The organism is Ruegeria sp. AM9 (assembly GCF_056540565.1).
Map to the genome: position 1 here is coordinate 15,159 of NZ_JBQFWY010000017.1, position 16,610 is coordinate 31,768.

Consider the following 16,610-nt stretch of genomic DNA (forward strand, 5'->3'; position numbering starts at 1 on the left):
GCCACCGTCCCGAAGGCAGCCTCCCGATCCAAGAACCGCGTCTTAGAAAACGCCCCACCCCATGAGGCCCTTTCTAAGACAGGTTCGGCTGGACCCGGATTTCTCCGGACCCAGCCAAATTTTTCGGCGCATCAGCGATGCACCAGAGACCAAGCTTAGGCCAGCTCGACTTCGGCGCCAGCTGCTTCCAGCTTGGCTTTGACGTCTTCTGCTTCTGCTTTGTCCACGCCTTCTTTGATCTTGCCGCCGGCTTCGACCAGTTCCTTGGCTTCTTTCAGGCCCAGGCCGGTGATGCCGCGAACTTCTTTGATGACGTTGATTTTCGATGCGCCGGCGTTCTTCAGAACGACGTCGAATTCGGTTTTTTCTTCCTCAGCTGCGCCACCGGCGTCGCCGCCAGCTGCGACCATTACGGCGCCGCCAGCTGCGGGCTCGATGCCGTATTCGTCTTTGAGGATGGTTTTCAGTTCTTGTGCTTCCAGCAGGGTCAGACCCACGATGCTTTCTGCGAGTGCTTTCAGATCAGCCATTTTATCAGCTCTTTCCGTTTACAGTGTGTGTTCCAACGTCAGGGCAAATGCCCCACGCAGATCATTCAGTGCCAACCGCTTACGCAGCTTCCGCCTTCTCTTCGATGGTGGAAAGGATGCTTGCGATGTTGCTTGCAGGTGCGCCAATCGCGCCGGCGATGTTCGAAGCAGGTGCGCCAATGCAGCCCACGATCGAAGCAATAAGCTCCTCACGCGACGGCATTTTCGAAACGGCTTCAACGCCTTTGCGGTCCAGAGCGTTCTCGCCCATTGCACCGCCGAGGATTTCAAAATTCTTGTTATCCTTGGCGAAGTCCTCGGCCACCTTGGCTGCTGCCACGGGGTCCTCGGAATAGGTCAGAACGGTCATCCCTGTCAGCAGGTCGGCCATGCTTTCACACGGCTTACCCTCAAGGGCGATTTTGGCGAGCCTGTTCTTGGCAACACGCACGGAGCCACCCGCGTCACGAGCACGTGCGCGAAGGTCCTGCATCTCGGCAACTGTCAGACCGGCGTAGTGCGATACCACTACGACGCCAGAGCTTTCGAAGATTTGGCCGAGTTCCTCGACCACTTTCTCTTTCTGGGCTCTATCCACAGTTCTCTCCAAGTTAGGGGCGATATCTCACCCCGGCTCATATTTGCCGCGGCTTGCGCCCCGGCGTTCAGGTCCGTTGTTACGGGATTGGCCAAAACTCGCCCGAGGATCGTGACCCTCAGAATTCTTTGGTCTTACCCGTCTCAGGCAGGGAATTAAGGGGCCAGATGGACCCACCCACCGTCTTGGACGAAACGAAATAAAGCGCACGACGAATCGCACGCTTTACTCCGCAGCTCTCTTTAGGGCAGATGGCCGGGGTTTCCAAGGGGTAAATTGACCGCCCGAGCGGTTTGGCAAGACCATGCCGCCGCGCCCCGGCCCCTGTCAGCGATTGACATGGCCTGCGCCCTGGGGTCCAGTCAACCAAACCCCTTGTTTCGCGTCCAGCTTTTGCCCCCTATGCCAACTCTCACAGAAGATGAACACAGGCGCGCAACCGAGTTTGCCGCAGAGTTCGCGCGCCATGCCGGGCTGGACGGGGCGTTGCAATTCGATTGCGTATACCGGTCGCACGGCTTTCCCGACACGCGACTGGTTCTTCGGGCACAAGGACCTTTGCGGGACTATGCGATAAAGATCGACACCACCTCGCCCGAGACCGGCCGGCTGCAGACAGAATTCGATATTCTGACCCGGCTGGCGCGGTATTTCGACCAGCACGAGACATCGCGCGTGGTGCACCCCCATTACCTGTCACCGGGGAACATGTTCTTTGTGTCCGAATTCATCGACCGGCCCACCGCCGTCGACGTGATCCACAACAGCGCAGACGACGAACAAGTTGCCCGGATCTACCGCCGCGCCGGGGCGTGGCTGCACGATCTGCATGGCTTTCAACCTGCCACGGAATATGAGTTCCGCCCGCGCTGGATGACTGACACCATCAACGATCTGCTGCCATCGGTGCCGCCGCACATCCGCACAGCAGGCGGCCAGATGGCGAAAATCCTGGAAAGCGCTGCGCTGCACCTGAAGGGTATCCCCGAAACACGGGTGTTTTCGCACGGCGACTTTCACGGCCAGAACCTGATTGTCGGCAAGGGCGAGATGATCGGGCTGGATTTCACCGAGGTGCGCGAGAAGCTCGCCGTCTACGACATCGTCGACTTCCTCAAATCGGATATCTTCCGCGATGCGGACCCTTCTGATGTGGACCGCAGCGGCATTGTCAAACTGAACAAGGACATGTTCTTTCGCCGTTATCGGCATCCGATCCATATGGGGATATTGGATTTCTGCATCCGCGGACGCCTTCTGAAAGATTGGCTGGCGTCGTGGCACGTCGATCACACCTGCAGCCCCTACGAAGAGGATCGACGGAAGCGTCTGGGTGTTCGGCTACACCTCGCCTTCAAGCAGGGCTAGGGCCAGGCCCCGGCCGCTGTTTGATAACGCCCTTGTTAACACCAATCTCAGGTTGACTGTTTACATCGGGGCCGTTTTATACCCAGATCAAACAGTAGCCGGTCTTTGACGAAAGACCCGCGAAAACAGGCGTTTTAAAGGTCTCTTTACTAAATGGTACTTCGCAGTTTTTTCGCCCAGGACAGTTCCAGCCTGGTTGTTACGTCAAGCTCTGATCCGGGAATTGTCGGCGATCCGATCATCAACAATTCCGACACTCCGAACGGGACCGTTTTTCAATATTCCGGCGGCACGGGAACCACGGTCACACTTGATGACACCAGTGGCAGCCGAGCTGTCTTCAATGACGATCAGGAATCGGGTCACGTTATTACCAATGGTGGTGGAATTGTCACCAACGGAACGCAGGTCGAATCCGAGTCGATCATTACCGTGCGCGCCCTGGACACCAACGGAATCCCAACCGGCCCCACGATCCAAATCTATGTGTTTTCGCAGAACGGGGTCACTCAGGATGTCTGGGGTTATGCAACTTCGGCGCCCCTGACACCCGGCACTTCGTATGTCAAAATCAGCGGCTCCAATTCGGGTAGCTCCTCTTATTCGGACTACATCACGTGCTTCGGGGCGGGAACTCTGATTGAAACCGCAGAAGGAGAGGCTGATGTTCAATCTCTCAAGCGTGGTCAGCATGTCTGGACCCGGGACAGCGGGCTTCAGCCAATCCTTTGGATCGGCACAACCGAGGTTCCCGGCGTCGGCGCATTTGCTCCTGTTGTCATTGAACCGGGCGCAATCGGAAATACGCGGGAACTGGTTTTGTCTCTGCAGCACCGGGTCCTGATTCAATCACCCGCGACCGATATGCTGTTCGCCTCGCCCGAGGTCTTCGTGGCAGCCAAGCATCTTTGCGGCCTTCCGGGCATTTCCATCCGCGAGATGGACCATGTCACCTACACGCATTTCATGTTTGACCGTCACCACATCGTCCGCTCGAACGGCGCACTGACCGAAAGCTACTATTACAGCGACACCGCGAAAAAAGCGCTCTCGTCACCGCAGCAAACGGAAATTCTTGCGCTGTTTCCGTCGATCCAGCACGCCAGCGACGCGTTCCGGCACACTGCGGCGGCGACGATTGGCGCGCGCGAGGCCAGCGTACTCCGCGCCTACCTCTGAACCGACGGAGATCAGAAACAGAAAAACCCGGGTTGCATCCACAACCCGGGTTCAATCTGTCTAAGCGGTAGCTTGCGGCTTATTCGCCCGATGCAGCCGCCACATCCAGAGTCACGCCCGGGCCCATGGTCGAGCTCAGCGCGATTTTCTTCATGTAGGTGCCCTTGGCGCCCGACGGCTTGGCCTTGGCAACAGCCGAGACGAAGGCACGGACGTTTTCGGCCAGCTTGGCTTCGTCGAAAGACGCTTTGCCAACGCCAGCGTGCACAACGCCGCCTTTTTCCGCCTTGAACTGAACTTCACCGCCCTTGGCTGCTTCCACGGCCGCTTTCACGTCCATGGTCACGGTGCCGACCTTGGGGTTCGGCATCAGGTTGCGGGGGCCCAGAACCTTACCCAGACGGCCGACGATCGGCATCATGTCCGGGGTGGCAATGCAGCGATCGAATTCGATGGTGCCGCCCTGAATGGTTTCCATCAGGTCTTCTGCGCCAACGATATCCGCGCCTGCTTCTTTCGCTTCGTCAGCTTTCGGGCCGCGAGCGAAAACAGCAACGCGCATCGCTTTGCCGGTGCCGTTGGGCAGACCGACAACGCCGCGAACCATCTGGTCTGCGTGACGGGTGTCAACGCCCAGGTTCAGCGCGATTTCGATGGTCTCGTCGAATTTCGAGGTTGCGTTGGCTTTGACCAGGGCAACAGCTTCTTCGACCGACAGGTTTTCCTTGCCGGCGAAAGCTTCGCGCGCAGCGCGGGTACGTTTACCGAGTTTTGCCATCTTACTTCACCTCGATGCCCATGGAGCGGGCCGAGCCCAGGATGATCTGCATTGCGCCTTCGACGTCGTTGGCGTTCAGATCTTTCATTTTGGCTTCGGCGATTTCGCGAACCTGCTTCGAGGTCACGGTGGCCACGGTCTCACGACCGGGGTTTTCCGCGCCACGGGGACGGTTACGCTTGCCGACCGGCTTCAGACCAGCTGCTTTTTTCAGGTAATAAGACGCGGGCGGCGTCTTGATGTCCATGGTGAAGGACTTGTCCTGATAGTAGGTGATCACGGTCGGGCACGGAGCGCCGGGCTCCATGTCTGCGGTCTTGGCGTTGAACGCCTTGCAGAATTCCATGATGTTGATGCCGCGCTGACCCAGCGCCGGACCAACTGGCGGCGACGGGTTCGCCTGACCTGCAGGAACCTGCAGTTTCATTGTACCAGCAAGCTTCTTGGCCATTTGGTTTTCCTTTCAACGTAGGTGGAACGCGTCCCACCCGGTTTATGTTGCGTGGTCCGATCCGGGATCGCGATCCCTGCAACCTCCCACGAGAGAATCTCGCCCGCAGACGATAGAGGCGGCGTTTACAGGGGAATGCAGGGGTTGGCAAGGGGACGAGCGTTCCGCTTTGAGTTTTCGAATCGGCACCGGTGACAAATCGCCAAGCCTTGGGGAACCGTGCGCGTTTCCCGGTTGCGCCAATAGCGCCTAACCCTTCGAAAAAACACCCAAATCCAGCAGGCCCCGAAGTGTTGAGCACGTCTTTGTCATTGCCTCACATCAAAACCCGCGCCTGTGGTATAGTCATAAAAAATAGGTTTTTTAGTGGAGGTTTATTATGATCTTTCGATTAATCGCAACGTTTGCCATTGCATTCTCTTTTGCAGGGACCGCGCCGCAAATCGCGCGGGCTGACGCAGGCGAAATCCTGGGCGGCGCTGTCGTCGGCGGCGTCATCGGGTACGCAATAGGCAAGGATCAGCAAAGAAAGCAGCAAGCCAGAACGACCACGAGGTCCTCACCGACTTACCGGTCGGGTATTCCGTCGACCTCGCAGGGCGCGCAGACACAGACCGCGCTCAACTATTTTGGCTACAATGCGGGACGGGTCGATGGCCAGGTCGGACGCGGCACGCGCACAGCGATCGAACGGTATCAGGCCTCCATGGGTTATCCTGTGAATGGCTATGATTTCCAACCCTATCAGCGCGACTTCCTTATGCAGGCCTACTATTGGGGAACCAGCGGCGGTCAGGCCTCAACTCAACTCTCGGGTCAGCCACTGCTGATGGCCTACCGCCAGCAGGTACATACCGGTTCTGCGCTGGCAGCCGCTCCTCAGGTACAGGCAACGCCCACACCGGTTGTGACCGCGCCTGCGCCAGCACCCGCGCCGGCACCCGAGGCGGCCGCGACTGAAACAACCTCCGCCAGCCTGCCGAGCCTGTTTTCCGGTGGTACCGGGGGTCCTTCCCTCGCCAATCGCTGCAGCGGAGTAATGCTTCAGACGTCAACAAATGGCGGCTATACGACTCTGTCAAACATGTCCGATCCTGATTTTGCACTCAGCGAACAGTTCTGCCTTGCCCGTAGCTATGCGATGTCGCGCGGAGAAGATTTGATGCAGGGCATCCAGGGTCTGACCCCGGATCAGGTCGCCGCTCAGTGCGACTCGTTTGGTGACATGTTGGCGCCGCAGGTTGTTTCGCTGTCTCTCAGTTCAAAAAATGAGGCGGAAACTCAAATGCGCAAACTTGCGTTGGATTCCGGGCTTAGCCCCGAGGATCTCGCCGCAACAAGCAAGGTTTGTCTGGCTATAGGCTATCGCGAGGACAACATGGATGCCGCCGTTGGCTCGGCGCTGATGTTGGTTGCAATGGGCGAACCCGCCTATGGAGAACTGATTGGCCACCATCTACGCGAAGGTTTCGGCGTACAGAAACGCCGCGACCTTGCCATGCAGTGGTATGATGCAAGCCTGTCGGCGCTGGACGCAGGATCTCAGGCCGTCTTCTTGCCCTCTCAGACCGACCGCCCGCAACTCTTGCGCGCTGCCATGGTCCAGACGCAATAAGCTGGCCATACTGCGCCGCTTGTGATTGCGGCAAAAAACAAAAAAGCCGCGATGCGTTGTGCATCGCGGCTTTTCAAATTCCTGAAGCGGCTTGCTCAGCCCTGCTTGGTCACCTGGGTAAAGTCCAGCTCGACCGGCGTTTCCCGACCAAAGATCGAAACCGAGACCTTCAGCTTCTGGTTCTCGTCGTCCACGCCTTCGACCATGCCATCGAAATCTTCGAACGGACCGTCGTTGACCTTGACCTTCTCGCCCACTTCGAACGAGATCATCAGCTTGGGCGCTTCTTCACCTTCCTGAACGCGGTTGAGGATCTGGTTCACCTCGGCGTCGCGCATCGGCATCGGGCGGCCTTGCGGGCCCAGGAAACCGGTGACGCGGTTGATCGAGTTCACAAGGTGATAGCCCTGATCCGACATCTCCATATGCACCAGCACATAGCCGGGCATGAAGCGGCGTTCGGTTGTGACCTTCTTGCCCCGGCGCACTTCGATCACCTCTTCGGTGGGCACCAGAACCTCATCGATATCGTCCTCAAGGCCCTGCTCGGCCACGGACGTGCGGATCTGCTCTGCGATCTTCTTTTCGAAATTCGAAAGAACGCTGACCGAGTACCACCGTTTCGCCATGAACCTGTCGTCCTTGTTTACTTTCGGTGCGTTCGGATCGCCGTAGGCACCGTCATTGAAATTCTATCGCATCACCCGGAATAAAAAGCGGCGCACAGCCCGAATCGCCGCACGCCCATTCCGAATAATACCGCGTCACCTACTCTGACATCGGGCTAGGCGCAAGGGGGCAGTGGCGTTTCCGCCCGCCCGGGTCGGTTTAGCCGAACACACCCAGGATCGCCTGAAGCCCACCGCGAATGGCCAGATCGACCAGCGCAAAGAACACGGCCGTCAGCGCCGCCATGATGAACACCATGACCGTGGTCAGCAGAACTTCGCGCCGGGTCGGCCAGACGACCTTTGCGACTTCGGCACGGACTTGCTGAATGAACTGGATCGGATTCATAGTTGCCATGTGGCTTGGTTCTCTCTGCTAGCGGATGGGCCGGACATAACCGGGCATTGCGGCAATTTCAAGGGCCGTCAGGGTCTGGGCTTGTCGTCCCATTCATCGCTGAGGATACGGCGCGCGTCCCCTTCGGGATCGTCATACTGGTTCGACCTCACCGTATAGATGAACGCCACTAGGCCAACCCCGCCCAAAAGCAGGGAAATCGGTATCAGATAGGCCAGAACTTCCATCGGTTTACCTCAGACGCAGGGCGTTCAGGGACACGGTGATGGACGAGGTCGACATCGCCAGCGCCGCAATCAGCGGCGTGGCCAGGCCAACCACGGCCAGCGGAACCGCGATGATATTATACACGGTGGCGATGCGGAAGTTTTCACGAATCCGTTTGGTCGCCTTCACGGCGGTATCGCAGGCATCTGCGATCGGGGCAAGATCATTGCCCAGCAGCACGATATCCGACGCCACCCGCGCCGCGTCCAGCGCCGAGGCCGGAGAGATCGACACATGCGCCGCTGCCAGCGCCGCCGTGTCATTCAGCCCATCGCCGACCATCAGGACGTGACGGCCCTGATCGCTCAGCTCCTGCACGCGGGCCGCCTTGTCCTGCGGCAGGGCCTGCGCGACCCAATTGTCGATTCCCAGTTTTTCAGCCAGCGCCTGCACTGCGCCCTGCGTGTCACCGGAAATCAGGATGACATCCTTGCCCGCATCGCGCAGGGCCTGAACTGCCTCGGCCGCGCCGGGGCGCAGGCTGTCCGTGAACAGGAAGGTTGCGGGGGCTTGCCCACCAACAGACAGCCAGGCCGCCGTCTGGTTACCTTCTTCCGCACCAGTCCATGCGGCGCGACCCAGACGCACGCGCTGGCCGCGCCAGCTGCCTTCGGTGCCATAACCCGGCACCTCGGTGACGTCTTTGAGGCTGGCCGGTTTGATCCCGGCGTCCCGCGCCGCCTTGGTCAAAGCCACCGACAACGGATGCGAGGATGCCTCGGCCAATGCCAGCGCGATCTCGAGGTCCGCGCGGGAATGATCGCCCAGATTGGTCAGTTCGGGCGTGCCCGAGGTCAGTGTGCCGGTCTTGTCGAAGACGACTGTGTCGACCTCAGCCAGGCGCTCCAGCGCGGTGGCGTGCTTGATCAGCATCCCCTTGCGAAACAGCCGTCCCGAGGCCGCCGTGGTCACCGCAGGCACGGCCAGACCCAACGCACAGGGACAGGTGATGATCAGAACGGCGGCAGCGATGTTCAGCGCGGTGCGGATATCGCCGGAATAGATATACCAGCCCAGAAAGCTGAGCGCCGACAGGATGTGCACGCCGGGCGCATAAAGCTTGGCCGCCTTGTCCGCCAGCGAGGTATAGCGCGACCGCCCCGATTCAGCGATGGCAACCAGATCGGCCATACGGTGCAGCGAGGTATCCTCGCCCACCGCCGTCGCCCGGATGGTCAGGGGGCCGGTCAGGTTGACCTCACCAGCACTGACGGTCAGGCCTGCTTCGGCGAAAACCGGCAGAGTTTCACCCGTCAACAAAGAGCGATCCAGTTCGGATTGGCCCGAGACGATTTCACCATCCACCGGCATTCGGCCACCGGGCCGGACAAGGATCAGATCACCAACGGCCAGCGTGGCCACGGCAACCTCTTCTTCGGCCTCATCGACCAGCTTGATGGCGCGGGGCACCTCAAGCGCAGTTAGCTCCTCGGCCGCAGACCGGGCGGCGGCGCGGGTGCGGTAGTCCAGATACCGGCCCGCCAACAGGAAAAAGGTCAGCGTCAGCGCCGCGTCGAAATAGGCGTGCTCACCGCTGAGCGCGGTTTCCCACAGCGACGTCACCAGCGCCAGCACGATGGCCAGCACAATCGGCACGTCCATGTTCAGACGGCGTACGCGCAAGGCGCTCCAGGCGTTGGAAAAGAAGGGCTGCGCGGAAAAGGCAATCGCGGGCAGCGCAATCGCCGCCGAGATCCAGTGGAACATGTCGCGCGTGGCGTCCGAGGCCCCCGACCAGACCGACACCGACAACAGCATCACGTTCATCGAGGCAAACCCGGCCACCGCCAGCCGCATCAGCAAATCGCGGCCCGCCTTATCCGCCTGCGTGGCCGACAGGGCGCCGGGGTCCAGCTCATGCGCTTCGAAACCCGCATTCTCCAGCACCGGGATCAGGTCGGCAGCGCGCAGATCGGGCGCCGCTTTGACCATCGCGCGCTTCAGGGTCAGGTTCACCCGCGCATCTTCCACACCGGGATGGGCGTTCAGCTCACGTTCCACCGTGGCGATACAGGCCGAGCAGTGAATGCCCGGCAGCGACAGCGCGATCTGCACATCCTGCGGAATGGGGCGCGCCGGTTCCGCCGGGCTGGCAATGCATCCAGGACAGGCCGCCGTGCCGGATGTTAGCTGCGCCGTCATCCGGTCACCCCTTCACATACAGCGGCACACGCTGCGCGAACTCAGCGCCCGAGCTGTCCTTGGCCACCAAACGGATGTTCCAGTTGCCCTTGCCCAAAGCCGCCGGGGCTGCGTAGGCCTGACCGTCAAAGGTGAAATCAGGCGCGAAATCCTCTTTCACATGGGTGGCGCGTCCGACGACGGCCTGCAATTCGGTCACTTTGACCGGGGCGCCGGTCTTGTCGGTGATGTGCAGGATCAGCAACCCGCCGGACATTTCGGCGCGGATGGTCCAACCCAGCGCCTGCTGTTCCTGTAGACGCTCGTTGAACTCCTGACTGGCGACATACGAGTTCTTCACCTCGAGCCCCGGAAAGGTCTTCACCGCGCTATAAGCCAACACGAGGTTGACGGCGATGATCACGCCAAAGGCGGCGACAAACACCGCCAGGGCGTGCTTTCCGGTGAACTGACGCTGGGCCATCTTAGTTTCCTCGTCCATTGAACGTGGTGTCCTTATAGGCGCGCTCACCGCTTTCCACATCCTCGACCCAGATGCGCACAGGCGTAGAGGCCGCAGCCGCAGGTCCGGTGCCTTTTGCCGAAATGATGTAAACGCGGGTCAATTGTGCCGTATCCGCTGTGACATTAACAGTGCTGCCCTCTATCCCTTCGATTTGCAGCTGCAGCGCCGGATCACCGGCCAGCGTCAGCTCGAACGGCCGGTCTTCACCATGTTTGTTGCGCAGGCGCACGTCATAGGTGTTGCGGATGGTGCCGTCGGACAGGGTCACGAAGGTCGGGTTGCGCACCGGTGCTACGGTCAGATCGATATCCGAGCGGATGAACAACGCAAACAGCAGGCCAAAGCCGACCGCCGCCCACATCGCCGTATACATGATGGTCCGTGGCCGCAGGATGTGTTTCCAGACATTCTTGGGCGGCTCGCCCGCGCGTTCACGGGTTTCATCGCTGAGCGCCATATAATCGATCAGGCCGCGCGGCTTGCCGATCTTGGCCATCATGTCATCGCAGGCGTCGATGCACAGCGCGCAGGTGATGCATTCCAGCTGCTGGCCATCGCGGATGTCGATGCCCACCGGGCAGACATTCACGCAGGCCATGCAGTCGATGCAATCACCCAACTCGGAATCCGCTGTCCGCTTGCCCTTGCCGCGCGGCTCACCGCGCCATTCGCGGTAGCCGACGACCAGAGTGTCCTCGTCCATCATCGCAGCCTGAATACGCGGCCACGGGCAGGCATAAATACAAATCTGCTCGCGCGCGAAGCCACCGAACAGAAAGGTCGTGCCGGTCAGGATCAGAACGGTTGTATAGGCAACCGGGTGGGCATTGCCTGTCACCAGATCACGCAGCAATGTCGGTGCGTCAGCAAAATAGAACACCCATGCGCCACCGGTGGCCACGCCGATCAACAACCACACGGTCCACTTGGTCAGACGCAGCCGGGCCTTGCGGAAATCCAGTTTCTCCTGCCGGTGCAGGCGCAGGCGGGCGTTGCGGTCGCCCTCGATCCAGCGTTCGACCAGAATGTAAAGGTCGGTCCACACGGTCTGCGGGCAGGCATAGCCGCACCACACACGCCCCAGCGCCGATGTAAACAGAAACAGCCCGAGGCCCGCCATGATCAGCAGGCCAGCGACGAAATAAAACTCATGCGGCCAGATCTCGATCCAGAAGAAATAGAATCGCCGGTTCGCAAGATCCAGCAGCACCGCCTGATCCGGCAGGCTGGGGCCGCGGTCCCACCTGATCCACGGCGTCAGATAATAAATCCCTAGCGTAACCGCGAGGATGATCCATTTCAGGTTTCGAAAAGGACCGGACACGCGCCGGGGATAGATGGGCTCCCTAGCGACGTATAGGCTGGGGGCGGGGTCGGAATCGCTCACGAGCTGGCTCCAGATGTGGCTGTTTTTTAGGCATCTTGTCCCAAATCACAACGCGTCCCACTTTGACATGGGTCAAAAGCGCATCGCACAGACACCTTTTGTCACATGCGACCGGATTGCCGCCTGAGCCATCCCACAAAAACCTTGACCGCGGGCCGAAGCGGCGTGTCACCGGTGACGATATGATAACCCCGTTCACCCGGTTCGCAAAACAGCTCGACAAGGCGGCCCGCTTTTATGTCGGGTTCGACGAAATGCCGCGCGGTGACGGTCACCCCCTGCCCGGCCCGCAGCCCTTCGAGCACCAGATTGCCCGGCAACACGATACGACCGGCACGGGGGCCGTGTTCGACACCCTGCCGGGCCAGCCACGAGGTCGCCTCGGTGGTTCCAAGCTCTTCTAGCCAGGGCAGCTGGCTCAGCTCGTCCGGGGTCATAGACAGCCTGCCCCGCAGCAGAGACGGCGCGGCAACAATCACGATCGGGCTTTGCAGCAATAGTTCCGATTCTAGGCCAGGCCAGTTCCCGTCCCCATACCGGATCGCCACATCCACCCCACCCGGACGCAGACTGACCAGATCAGGCGACGGATCCAGCACCAGAGGGATATCGGGATGGTCGAGTTGAAAAGCAGGCAGGCGCGGCATCAGCCACGAGGCCGCAAAAGACGCGGTCAGCGAAATGTGAACCGGACGGTCCTCGGCCAGGTGCATCAGGTCGGCCACGGCGTCCCCGATGGCGCCAAATCCCAGTTGCAGGGCACGGGCCAGCTTCTCGCCTGCGGGGGTCAGGGTCATGGACTTTCCGCTTCGGTCCAGCAGCGCGGCGGCAAGATGCTTCTCCAACGCGCGCAATTGCTGGCTGATGGCAGCGTGGCTGACATTCAGCAGCGCGCCCGCTTGCACCACATTCCCCGTTTCCGCAAAGGCATGAAAGGCCCTGAGTGACGCAAGGGGCGGCATCCGCAACCAATCCATATGTAAATCCTGCTTACACGTTTGATTTCCAATTGAGTCGCATTTTCACACCCGCAGATCAATCCTGAACCCAATTGCAACCAGAATCAGGAGAGATCAGATGCTGTCTGTTTTTGCCAGAACCTTCATGGTCGCCACCCAAACCGAGACGCGTCACAAACCGAAACAGCGGCTGCGCGATGATCCCTGGTGGAAAGTCAGCTTGCGCGTCACAGGTTCGGGCCCAAGATAACGGGTCCTCTGGACCGGGTCGGGGCGGAACACTAGTTTGGGGTTGTAGCACCGGCTGTTCAGGAAACGCGCGAACAGATGGAACAGCCGGTGCCTCAACCTTCGGGCGGCAAGCCGTCCGAAGGTATTCTTTAAACCTTACTGACCACCACCAAGCTGGTGGACATAGGCAGTGACAGCGCGGATTTGCGCGTCGGTCAGACGGTTTTCCCAAGCAGGCATCACACCAAAGCGGCTATAGGTCACCGTTTCGGTCAGAGCCTCTTGGCTGCCGCCATAGAGCCAGATGGCGTCGGTCAGGTTCGGCGCGCCCTGGAAGACATCGCCCTTACCGTCTTCACCGTGACAGGCCGCACAGTTGTCTTCAAAGACAACCTTGCCCGCCTGCGCCGCCGCATCGTCGGTCTGCGCATTGGTCAGCGACATGACGTACTGAACCACCTGCGTGATCTCTTCGCCTTCGAGAATCTCGCCAAAAGCCGGCATCTCGGAATAGCGCGCATCGTCGCTTTCCTCGTTCCGAATGCCGTGGGCGATGGTGAACTCGATATCTTCGAGCGTACCGCCCCACAGCCAGGCGTCATCCAGCAGGTTCGGGAAGCCGGTGGCACCCTGCGCACCCGAGCCGTGGCACTGCGCGCACCAGGTGCGGAACACAGCGCCGCCCGCGTTCACCGCATATTGCTGCAGTTCGGCATCGGCCGAGATCTGCTCCAGCGGTGTTTCAACCAGCTTGGCATTCCAGGGGGCGTTCGCCTCTTCGAAGGAAACCATTTCCTCCTGCACTTCCCCGCGCGAGGACCAGCCGGTCACACCAGCCGTTGCCGACTGAACCAGAGGCCATGCGGGATACATGATCGTATAGATCACGCCCCAGATGATGGTGACGTAGAAGGTCCACAGCCACCAGCGGGGCATCGGGTTGTCGAACTCTTCCAAGCCATCCCAGCTATGTCCGGTTGTCTTAGGATCGCCCGGCAGTTTTTCAGGTGTCTTGCTCATTGCCGCGCCTCCTCGGATGTGGCGGGTTTGTCTTGATGCCGGAACGGGATGTTGGCGGTGTCCTTGTATTCCTTGCTGGCACCGGGGCGGAAAACCCAGATGACGATGCCGACAAAGAAGGCAAACAACAGCAGCAGCATCCAGCTATCCGCGAATTGCCTCAGGAGTGTATATTCTTCCATCACACCCTCCTTAGCGGTTCGCGTCCGGGGTAAAGGTCGAGAAGTCGACCAGCGTACCCAGCATCTGCAGATAGGCCACCAGCGCGTCCGCTTCGGTCAGTTCAGCCTGACCGTCGAAGTTGCGCACACTGACCTTGTCGCCATAGCGTTCCAGCAGCCCGTCATAGTCGCTGTCCGGATCGGCCTGCGCACGGAAATCCGCCTGGGCGTTGGCCAGCATCTCTTCGGTATAGGGCGTGCCGACAAGGGCGTTTGCCTTCATGATGTCACCGATATACTTGCCGTCCAGCTTGCGGTGCTCGAGGAAGCCGTATTTCGGCATCACCGATTCCGGCACAACCGACTGCGGGTCACGCAGGTGGTCCACATGCCACTGGTCCGAGTAACGGCCACCCACACGTGCTAGGTCAGGCCCGGTCCGTTTGGAGCCCCACTGGAACGGGTGGTCATACATCGACTCAGCCGCCAGCGAGTAGTGGCCATAGCGTTCGACCTCGTCCCGCATCGGGCGGATCATCTGGCTGTGGCAGACATAGCAGCCTTCGCGGATGTAGATCTCGCGCCCCGCCATTTCGAGAGGGGTGTAAGGGCGCATGCCCTCCACCTTCTCGATGGTGTTCTCAAGGTAGAACAGCGGGGTGATCTGAACCAGGCCACCGATGGTCACGACCAGAAAGCTGAAGATCAGCAGGAGGGTCGCGTTGGTCTCGAGGATCTTATGTTTGTCGAGAATTGCCATTGCTCCGGCCCTCCTTATTCAGCCGGGACCGCGACGGTCAGGCTGGCCTCTTTGGCCGGCGCCTTCCGCACAGTCATCCACAGGTTGTAGCACATGATCACAGCGCCGGCGACGAACATCACGCCACCCAGAGCACGCACCACATACATCGGGAACTTGGCCGCCACGGTATCGGCGAACGAGTTCACCAGGAAGCCGTTGGCATCCACTTCACGCCACATCAGGCCTTCCATGATACCGGTCACCCACATCGACGCGGCGTAGAGCACGATGCCGATGGTGGCGAGCCAGAAGTGCCAGCTGACCATCTGCAGCGAGTACAGACGCTCACGCTTCCACAGGACAGGCACCAGGAAGTACAGCGCACCAAAGGTGATCATGCCGTTCCAGCCCAACGCGCCCGAGTGCACGTGACCAATGGTCCAATCGGTGTAGTGGCTGAGCGAGTTCACAGCACGGATCGACATCATCGGACCTTCAAAGGTGGACATGCCGTAGAAGCCGACCGAGATCACCATCATCCGGATCACCGGGTCGGTGCGCAGCTTGTCCCATGCGCCCGACAGGGTCATCAGACCGTTGATCATACCGCCCCACGAAGGCATCCACAGCACGACCGAGAACACCATGCCCAGCGTCGAGGCCCAGTCAGGCAGCGCGGTATAGTGCAGGTGGTGCGGACCGGCCCAGATATACAGGAAGATCAGCGCCCAGAAGTGGATGATCGACAGCTTGTACGAGAAAACGGGGCGTTCGGCCTGTTTCGGGATGAAATAGTACATCATGCCCAGGAAGCCCGCAGTCAGGAAGAAGCCCACGGCGTTGTGGCCGTACCACCACTGGATCATGGCGTCTTGCACGCCCGACCAGACGATGACGGATTTCGAACCCCAGATGCTGACCGGAATGGTCATGTTGTTGACCAGGTGCAGCATCGCAACGGTGACGATAAACGCCAGATAGAACCAGTTGGCCACATAGATGTGCGGTTCTTTCCGCTTGACCACGGTACCCAGGAACACGGCCAGATAGGCCACCCAGACAATGGTCAGCCACAGGTCAACATACCATTCAGGCTCGGCGTATTCCTTCGACTGGGTTCCGCCCAGAACATAACCGGTTGCGGCCAGCACGATGAACAGCTGGTAGCCCCAGAACACGAACCACGCCAGATTGCCGCCCCACAGGCGCGCGGCGCTGGTGCGTTGCACAACATAGAACGAGGTTGCGATCAGCGCGTTGCCGCCAAATGCGAAAATCACCGCCGAGGTGTGCAGCGGGCGCAAACGGCCAAAGTTCATGTAACCCTGCGCCCATTCGAAGTTCAGCACCGGAAAGGCCAGCTGGAACGCAATAAAGGTTCCCGCCAGGAACCCGACCACGCCCCAAAAGGCGGTTGCGATCACGCCGTAGCGGATGACCCCATCCATGTATTCGCCCGAGCGATCCACGAGAATATCTGGCTCATCGGTATTTCTAAGCGTCCAGATGAACAAACCAACGGCGATCACCATCACCAGAATTGCGTGCACCTGATACGCCAAATCGCGTGCATAGTTGGTTCCGATCGCCGCGAATATCGCGATCAGACCAAGCACGATCAGCTTGATGTAATTTGACATATTGCGTCCCT

At 59.9% G+C, this 16,610-nt stretch carries 19 protein-coding genes; 4 read left to right on the plus strand and 15 right to left on the minus strand.

The features are described 5' to 3' along the window. Window positions 1-155: 155 nt before the first annotated feature. Together rplL and rplJ are read right to left on the minus strand one after the other, a co-directional pair. The gene (rplL, locus tag ACR0DO_RS18140) at window positions 156-530 is read right to left on the minus strand and encodes a 50S ribosomal protein L7/L12 (RefSeq protein WP_170446876.1); all 375 of its coding nucleotides are present in this window, start codon (window positions 528-530) and stop codon (window positions 156-158) included. A gap of 79 nt (window positions 531-609) precedes the next feature. Next, entirely contained in the window at window positions 610-1,128 is a 519-nt protein-coding gene (gene rplJ, locus ACR0DO_RS18145) for a 50S ribosomal protein L10 (protein WP_170446878.1), read from the minus strand. Window positions 1,129-1,530: 402 nt separating this feature from the next. On the opposite strand from rplJ, the gene ACR0DO_RS18150 reads away from it, so the two are divergent. Continuing rightward, window positions 1,531-2,496 (plus strand): phosphotransferase, encoded by a 966-nt coding sequence (locus tag ACR0DO_RS18150; RefSeq protein ID WP_480560911.1) that lies wholly within the window; start codon window positions 1,531-1,533, stop codon window positions 2,494-2,496. Window positions 2,497-2,649: 153 nt separating this feature from the next. Beyond that, window positions 2,650-3,675, plus strand: a complete 1,026-nt coding sequence (locus ACR0DO_RS18155; RefSeq protein ID WP_480560912.1) for a Hint domain-containing protein — start codon at window positions 2,650-2,652, stop codon at window positions 3,673-3,675. Between the two features lie 79 nt (window positions 3,676-3,754). Here ACR0DO_RS18155 and rplA read toward each other — a convergent pair whose 3' ends face one another. Together rplA and rplK are read right to left on the minus strand one after the other, a co-directional pair. After that, window positions 3,755-4,453 carry a 50S ribosomal protein L1 gene (gene rplA, locus ACR0DO_RS18160; RefSeq protein WP_170446884.1) on the minus strand — a complete coding sequence of 233 codons (699 nt, stop codon included), beginning with the start codon at window positions 4,451-4,453 and terminating at the stop codon, window positions 3,755-3,757. A 1-nt stretch (window position 4,454) separates the two neighbouring features. Further along, a complete protein-coding gene (rplK, locus tag ACR0DO_RS18165) occupies window positions 4,455-4,904 on the minus strand; it encodes a 50S ribosomal protein L11 (RefSeq protein WP_010440985.1) in 450 nt (149 codons plus the stop codon). Between the two features lie 379 nt (window positions 4,905-5,283). Here rplK and ACR0DO_RS18170 point away from each other — a divergent pair, with 379 nt between their 5' ends. Further along, a complete protein-coding gene (locus tag ACR0DO_RS18170; RefSeq protein WP_480560913.1) occupies window positions 5,284-6,519 on the plus strand; it encodes a peptidoglycan-binding domain-containing protein in 1,236 nt (411 codons plus the stop codon). Window positions 6,520-6,614: 95 nt separating this feature from the next. Here ACR0DO_RS18170 and nusG read toward each other — a convergent pair whose 3' ends face one another. The 7 genes from nusG to ACR0DO_RS18205 all read right to left on the minus strand — a co-directional run bounded on the left by nusG (window position 6,615) and on the right by ACR0DO_RS18205 (window position 12,823). Beyond that, a complete protein-coding gene (gene nusG, locus ACR0DO_RS18175) occupies window positions 6,615-7,148 on the minus strand; it encodes a transcription termination/antitermination protein NusG (RefSeq protein WP_170385962.1) in 534 nt (177 codons plus the stop codon). A gap of 199 nt (window positions 7,149-7,347) precedes the next feature. Continuing rightward, window positions 7,348-7,545 carry a preprotein translocase subunit SecE gene (gene secE, locus ACR0DO_RS18180; RefSeq protein WP_170446889.1) on the minus strand — a complete coding sequence of 66 codons (198 nt, stop codon included), beginning with the start codon at window positions 7,543-7,545 and terminating at the stop codon, window positions 7,348-7,350. A gap of 68 nt (window positions 7,546-7,613) precedes the next feature. After that, a complete protein-coding gene (gene ccoS / locus ACR0DO_RS18185; RefSeq protein WP_170328799.1) occupies window positions 7,614-7,772 on the minus strand; it encodes a cbb3-type cytochrome oxidase assembly protein CcoS in 159 nt (52 codons plus the stop codon). Window positions 7,773-7,776: 4 nt separating this feature from the next. Beyond that, the gene (locus tag ACR0DO_RS18190) at window positions 7,777-9,954 is read right to left on the minus strand and encodes a heavy metal translocating P-type ATPase (protein WP_480560914.1); all 2,178 of its coding nucleotides are present in this window, start codon (window positions 9,952-9,954) and stop codon (window positions 7,777-7,779) included. A gap of 4 nt (window positions 9,955-9,958) precedes the next feature. Further along, window positions 9,959-10,417: a FixH family protein gene (locus tag ACR0DO_RS18195; RefSeq protein ID WP_170447206.1), complete on the minus strand. Its 459-nt coding sequence runs from the start codon at window positions 10,415-10,417 to the stop codon at window positions 9,959-9,961. A gap of 1 nt (window position 10,418) precedes the next feature. Beyond that, window positions 10,419-11,846, minus strand: coding sequence for a cytochrome c oxidase accessory protein CcoG (ccoG, locus tag ACR0DO_RS18200; RefSeq protein WP_170673258.1), 1,428 nt, complete (start codon window positions 11,844-11,846; stop codon window positions 10,419-10,421). Between the two features lie 101 nt (window positions 11,847-11,947). Continuing rightward, window positions 11,948-12,823 (minus strand): LysR family transcriptional regulator, encoded by an 876-nt coding sequence (locus ACR0DO_RS18205; RefSeq protein WP_480560915.1) that lies wholly within the window; start codon window positions 12,821-12,823, stop codon window positions 11,948-11,950. A 100-nt stretch (window positions 12,824-12,923) separates the two neighbouring features. Between ACR0DO_RS18205 and ACR0DO_RS18210 the strand changes: the two genes are divergently transcribed. Further along, the gene (locus ACR0DO_RS18210; protein WP_480560916.1) at window positions 12,924-13,055 is read left to right on the plus strand and encodes a hypothetical protein; all 132 of its coding nucleotides are present in this window, start codon (window positions 12,924-12,926) and stop codon (window positions 13,053-13,055) included. A 137-nt stretch (window positions 13,056-13,192) separates the two neighbouring features. Here the strand turns inward: ACR0DO_RS18210 and ccoP are convergent, their stop codons facing one another. The 4 genes from ccoP to ccoN are packed head-to-tail and all read right to left on the minus strand — an operon-like array spanning window position 13,193 to window position 16,599. Continuing rightward, window positions 13,193-14,056, minus strand: coding sequence for a cytochrome-c oxidase, cbb3-type subunit III (gene ccoP / locus ACR0DO_RS18215; RefSeq protein WP_170446897.1), 864 nt, complete (start codon window positions 14,054-14,056; stop codon window positions 13,193-13,195). After that, complete coding sequence (locus ACR0DO_RS18220; protein WP_170328812.1) at window positions 14,053-14,238, minus strand: cbb3-type cytochrome c oxidase subunit 3; 186 nt, start codon at window positions 14,236-14,238, stop codon at window positions 14,053-14,055. The genes ccoP and ACR0DO_RS18220 overlap by 4 nt, the downstream gene beginning before the upstream one ends. A 10-nt stretch (window positions 14,239-14,248) precedes the next feature. After that, window positions 14,249-14,977, minus strand: coding sequence for a cytochrome-c oxidase, cbb3-type subunit II (ccoO, locus tag ACR0DO_RS18225; protein WP_170446899.1), 729 nt, complete (start codon window positions 14,975-14,977; stop codon window positions 14,249-14,251). A 14-nt stretch (window positions 14,978-14,991) separates the two neighbouring features. After that, complete coding sequence (ccoN, locus tag ACR0DO_RS18230) at window positions 14,992-16,599, minus strand: cytochrome-c oxidase, cbb3-type subunit I (RefSeq protein ID WP_170446901.1); 1,608 nt, start codon at window positions 16,597-16,599, stop codon at window positions 14,992-14,994. Between the last annotated feature and the right edge of the window lie 11 nt (window positions 16,600-16,610).

Excerpts from the sequence above, each read along its gene's own strand:
- rplL (WP_170446876.1), bottom strand. The coding sequence starts at position 530 with ATGGCTGATCTGAAAGCACTCGCAGAAAGCATCGTGGGTCTGACCCTG.
- ACR0DO_RS18150 (WP_480560911.1), top strand. The coding sequence starts at position 1,531 with ATGCCAACTCTCACAGAAGATGAACACAGGCGCGCAACCGAGTTTGCC.
- ACR0DO_RS18155 (WP_480560912.1), top strand. The coding sequence starts at position 2,650 with ATGGTACTTCGCAGTTTTTTCGCCCAGGACAGTTCCAGCCTGGTTGTT.
- rplA (WP_170446884.1), bottom strand. The coding sequence starts at position 4,453 with ATGGCAAAACTCGGTAAACGTACCCGCGCTGCGCGCGAAGCTTTCGCC.
- rplK (WP_010440985.1), bottom strand. The coding sequence starts at position 4,904 with ATGGCCAAGAAGCTTGCTGGTACAATGAAACTGCAGGTTCCTGCAGGT.
- ACR0DO_RS18170 (WP_480560913.1), top strand. The coding sequence starts at position 5,284 with ATGATCTTTCGATTAATCGCAACGTTTGCCATTGCATTCTCTTTTGCA.
- nusG (WP_170385962.1), bottom strand. The coding sequence starts at position 7,148 with ATGGCGAAACGGTGGTACTCGGTCAGCGTTCTTTCGAATTTCGAAAAG.
- secE (WP_170446889.1), bottom strand. The coding sequence starts at position 7,545 with ATGGCAACTATGAATCCGATCCAGTTCATTCAGCAAGTCCGTGCCGAA.
- ccoS (WP_170328799.1), bottom strand. The coding sequence starts at position 7,772 with ATGGAAGTTCTGGCCTATCTGATACCGATTTCCCTGCTTTTGGGCGGG.
- ACR0DO_RS18190 (WP_480560914.1), bottom strand. The coding sequence starts at position 9,954 with ATGACGGCGCAGCTAACATCCGGCACGGCGGCCTGTCCTGGATGCATT.
- ACR0DO_RS18195 (WP_170447206.1), bottom strand. The coding sequence starts at position 10,417 with ATGGCCCAGCGTCAGTTCACCGGAAAGCACGCCCTGGCGGTGTTTGTC.
- ACR0DO_RS18205 (WP_480560915.1), bottom strand. The coding sequence starts at position 12,823 with ATGGATTGGTTGCGGATGCCGCCCCTTGCGTCACTCAGGGCCTTTCAT.
- ACR0DO_RS18210 (WP_480560916.1), top strand. The coding sequence starts at position 12,924 with ATGCTGTCTGTTTTTGCCAGAACCTTCATGGTCGCCACCCAAACCGAG.
- ccoP (WP_170446897.1), bottom strand. The coding sequence starts at position 14,056 with ATGAGCAAGACACCTGAAAAACTGCCGGGCGATCCTAAGACAACCGGA.
- ACR0DO_RS18220 (WP_170328812.1), bottom strand. The coding sequence starts at position 14,238 with ATGGAAGAATATACACTCCTGAGGCAATTCGCGGATAGCTGGATGCTG.
- ccoO (WP_170446899.1), bottom strand. The coding sequence starts at position 14,977 with ATGGCAATTCTCGACAAACATAAGATCCTCGAGACCAACGCGACCCTC.
- ccoN (WP_170446901.1), bottom strand. The coding sequence starts at position 16,599 with ATGTCAAATTACATCAAGCTGATCGTGCTTGGTCTGATCGCGATATTC.